Below are 939 nucleotides of genomic sequence, written 5' to 3' on the forward strand. Positions count from 1 at the left end.
CGTAAATCCACGAAACTGACGGAAAAGCACTACAAGATAATCGAACAACAGACCACATCAACCGAAGATGTGATTTTAGAAAAGGAGAATTGAAAAATGCAACGATTATTATTTGACTTCCTGTTCTTCTCTTTAGGTGGAACAGTTGGCGTGATTGCCATGTGTATTTTACAGGCTGGCAGACAGTCTGACCGAAAAATGATGGAACTGAAAGGAGAAAAGAAAGTATGAATTTTGGACAGAACCTTTATAACTGGTTTTTAAGCAACGCACAGAGCCTTGTGCTGATGGCGATTGTTGTTATCGGTATCTACTTGGGATTCAAGCGTGAGTTTTCCAAACTTATCGGATTCTTGGTAGTTGCCTTAGTAGCCGTTGGTCTTGTATTCAATGCGTCCGGCGTAAAAGACGTATTGTTACAGTTATTCAATAAGATTATTGGAGCGTAAAGCCTATGGAAGAATGTAGCGTATTGATTGAAACGACCAAATCAGCAGAGGATAAAACCTCTCGCTGGTTTGATTTACCCATTGATTATGAGCTGTTCCGTGACCTGCTCGGTGTGGAAGCTGACAGCAAAGACTATCAAATCACAGATATGAAGCTCCCCTTTGCTGGCGATATTGTAAGGACAACTTCTGTAAGACGATTAAACAAGCTATACTTTGCTTACACGGATTTATCGCCAGAAGTTCAGCAGGCATACAAAGACTTGATTCCTTATTTTGGCGGTGTTGAGGATTTGTTGCAGGAATCCGAAGAATTTTTGTTTTATCCAGAGTGTCACAACATCATGGACGTTGCCCGTTACCGCTTGGAGCATAACATTGAATTTTCTGCTCTTTCCGAAAAAGGAAAGAAATATTTTAATCTGGAAGCCTACGCCCATGAACTGGAAGAAAAAGGACGTTATGCTCTCTGCAACAACGGTATGTTCAA

Annotated in this window: 3 protein-coding genes; all 3 read left to right on the forward strand. The window is 40.8% G+C overall.

The genetic code is table 11. The features are described 5' to 3' along the window. Window positions 1-96: 96 nt before the first annotated feature. Window positions 97-231, forward strand: coding sequence for a DUF3789 domain-containing protein (locus tag GPK60_RS10940; RefSeq protein WP_005423185.1), 135 nt, complete (start codon window positions 97-99; stop codon window positions 229-231). Further along, the gene (locus GPK60_RS10945; protein ID WP_004844214.1) at window positions 228-449 is read left to right on the forward strand and encodes a hypothetical protein; all 222 of its coding nucleotides are present in this window, start codon (window positions 228-230) and stop codon (window positions 447-449) included. The genes GPK60_RS10940 and GPK60_RS10945 overlap by 4 nt, the downstream gene beginning before the upstream one ends. 5 nt (window positions 450-454) lie before the next feature. After that, window positions 455-939 (forward strand): antirestriction protein ArdA (locus GPK60_RS10950; RefSeq protein WP_215660052.1); only part of this gene is annotated, 485 nt, incomplete at its 3' end.

The organism is Ruminococcus sp. MCC718 (assembly GCF_018783905.1).
Classification (GTDB): Bacteria; Bacillota; Clostridia; order Lachnospirales; family Lachnospiraceae; genus Hominisplanchenecus; species Hominisplanchenecus faecis.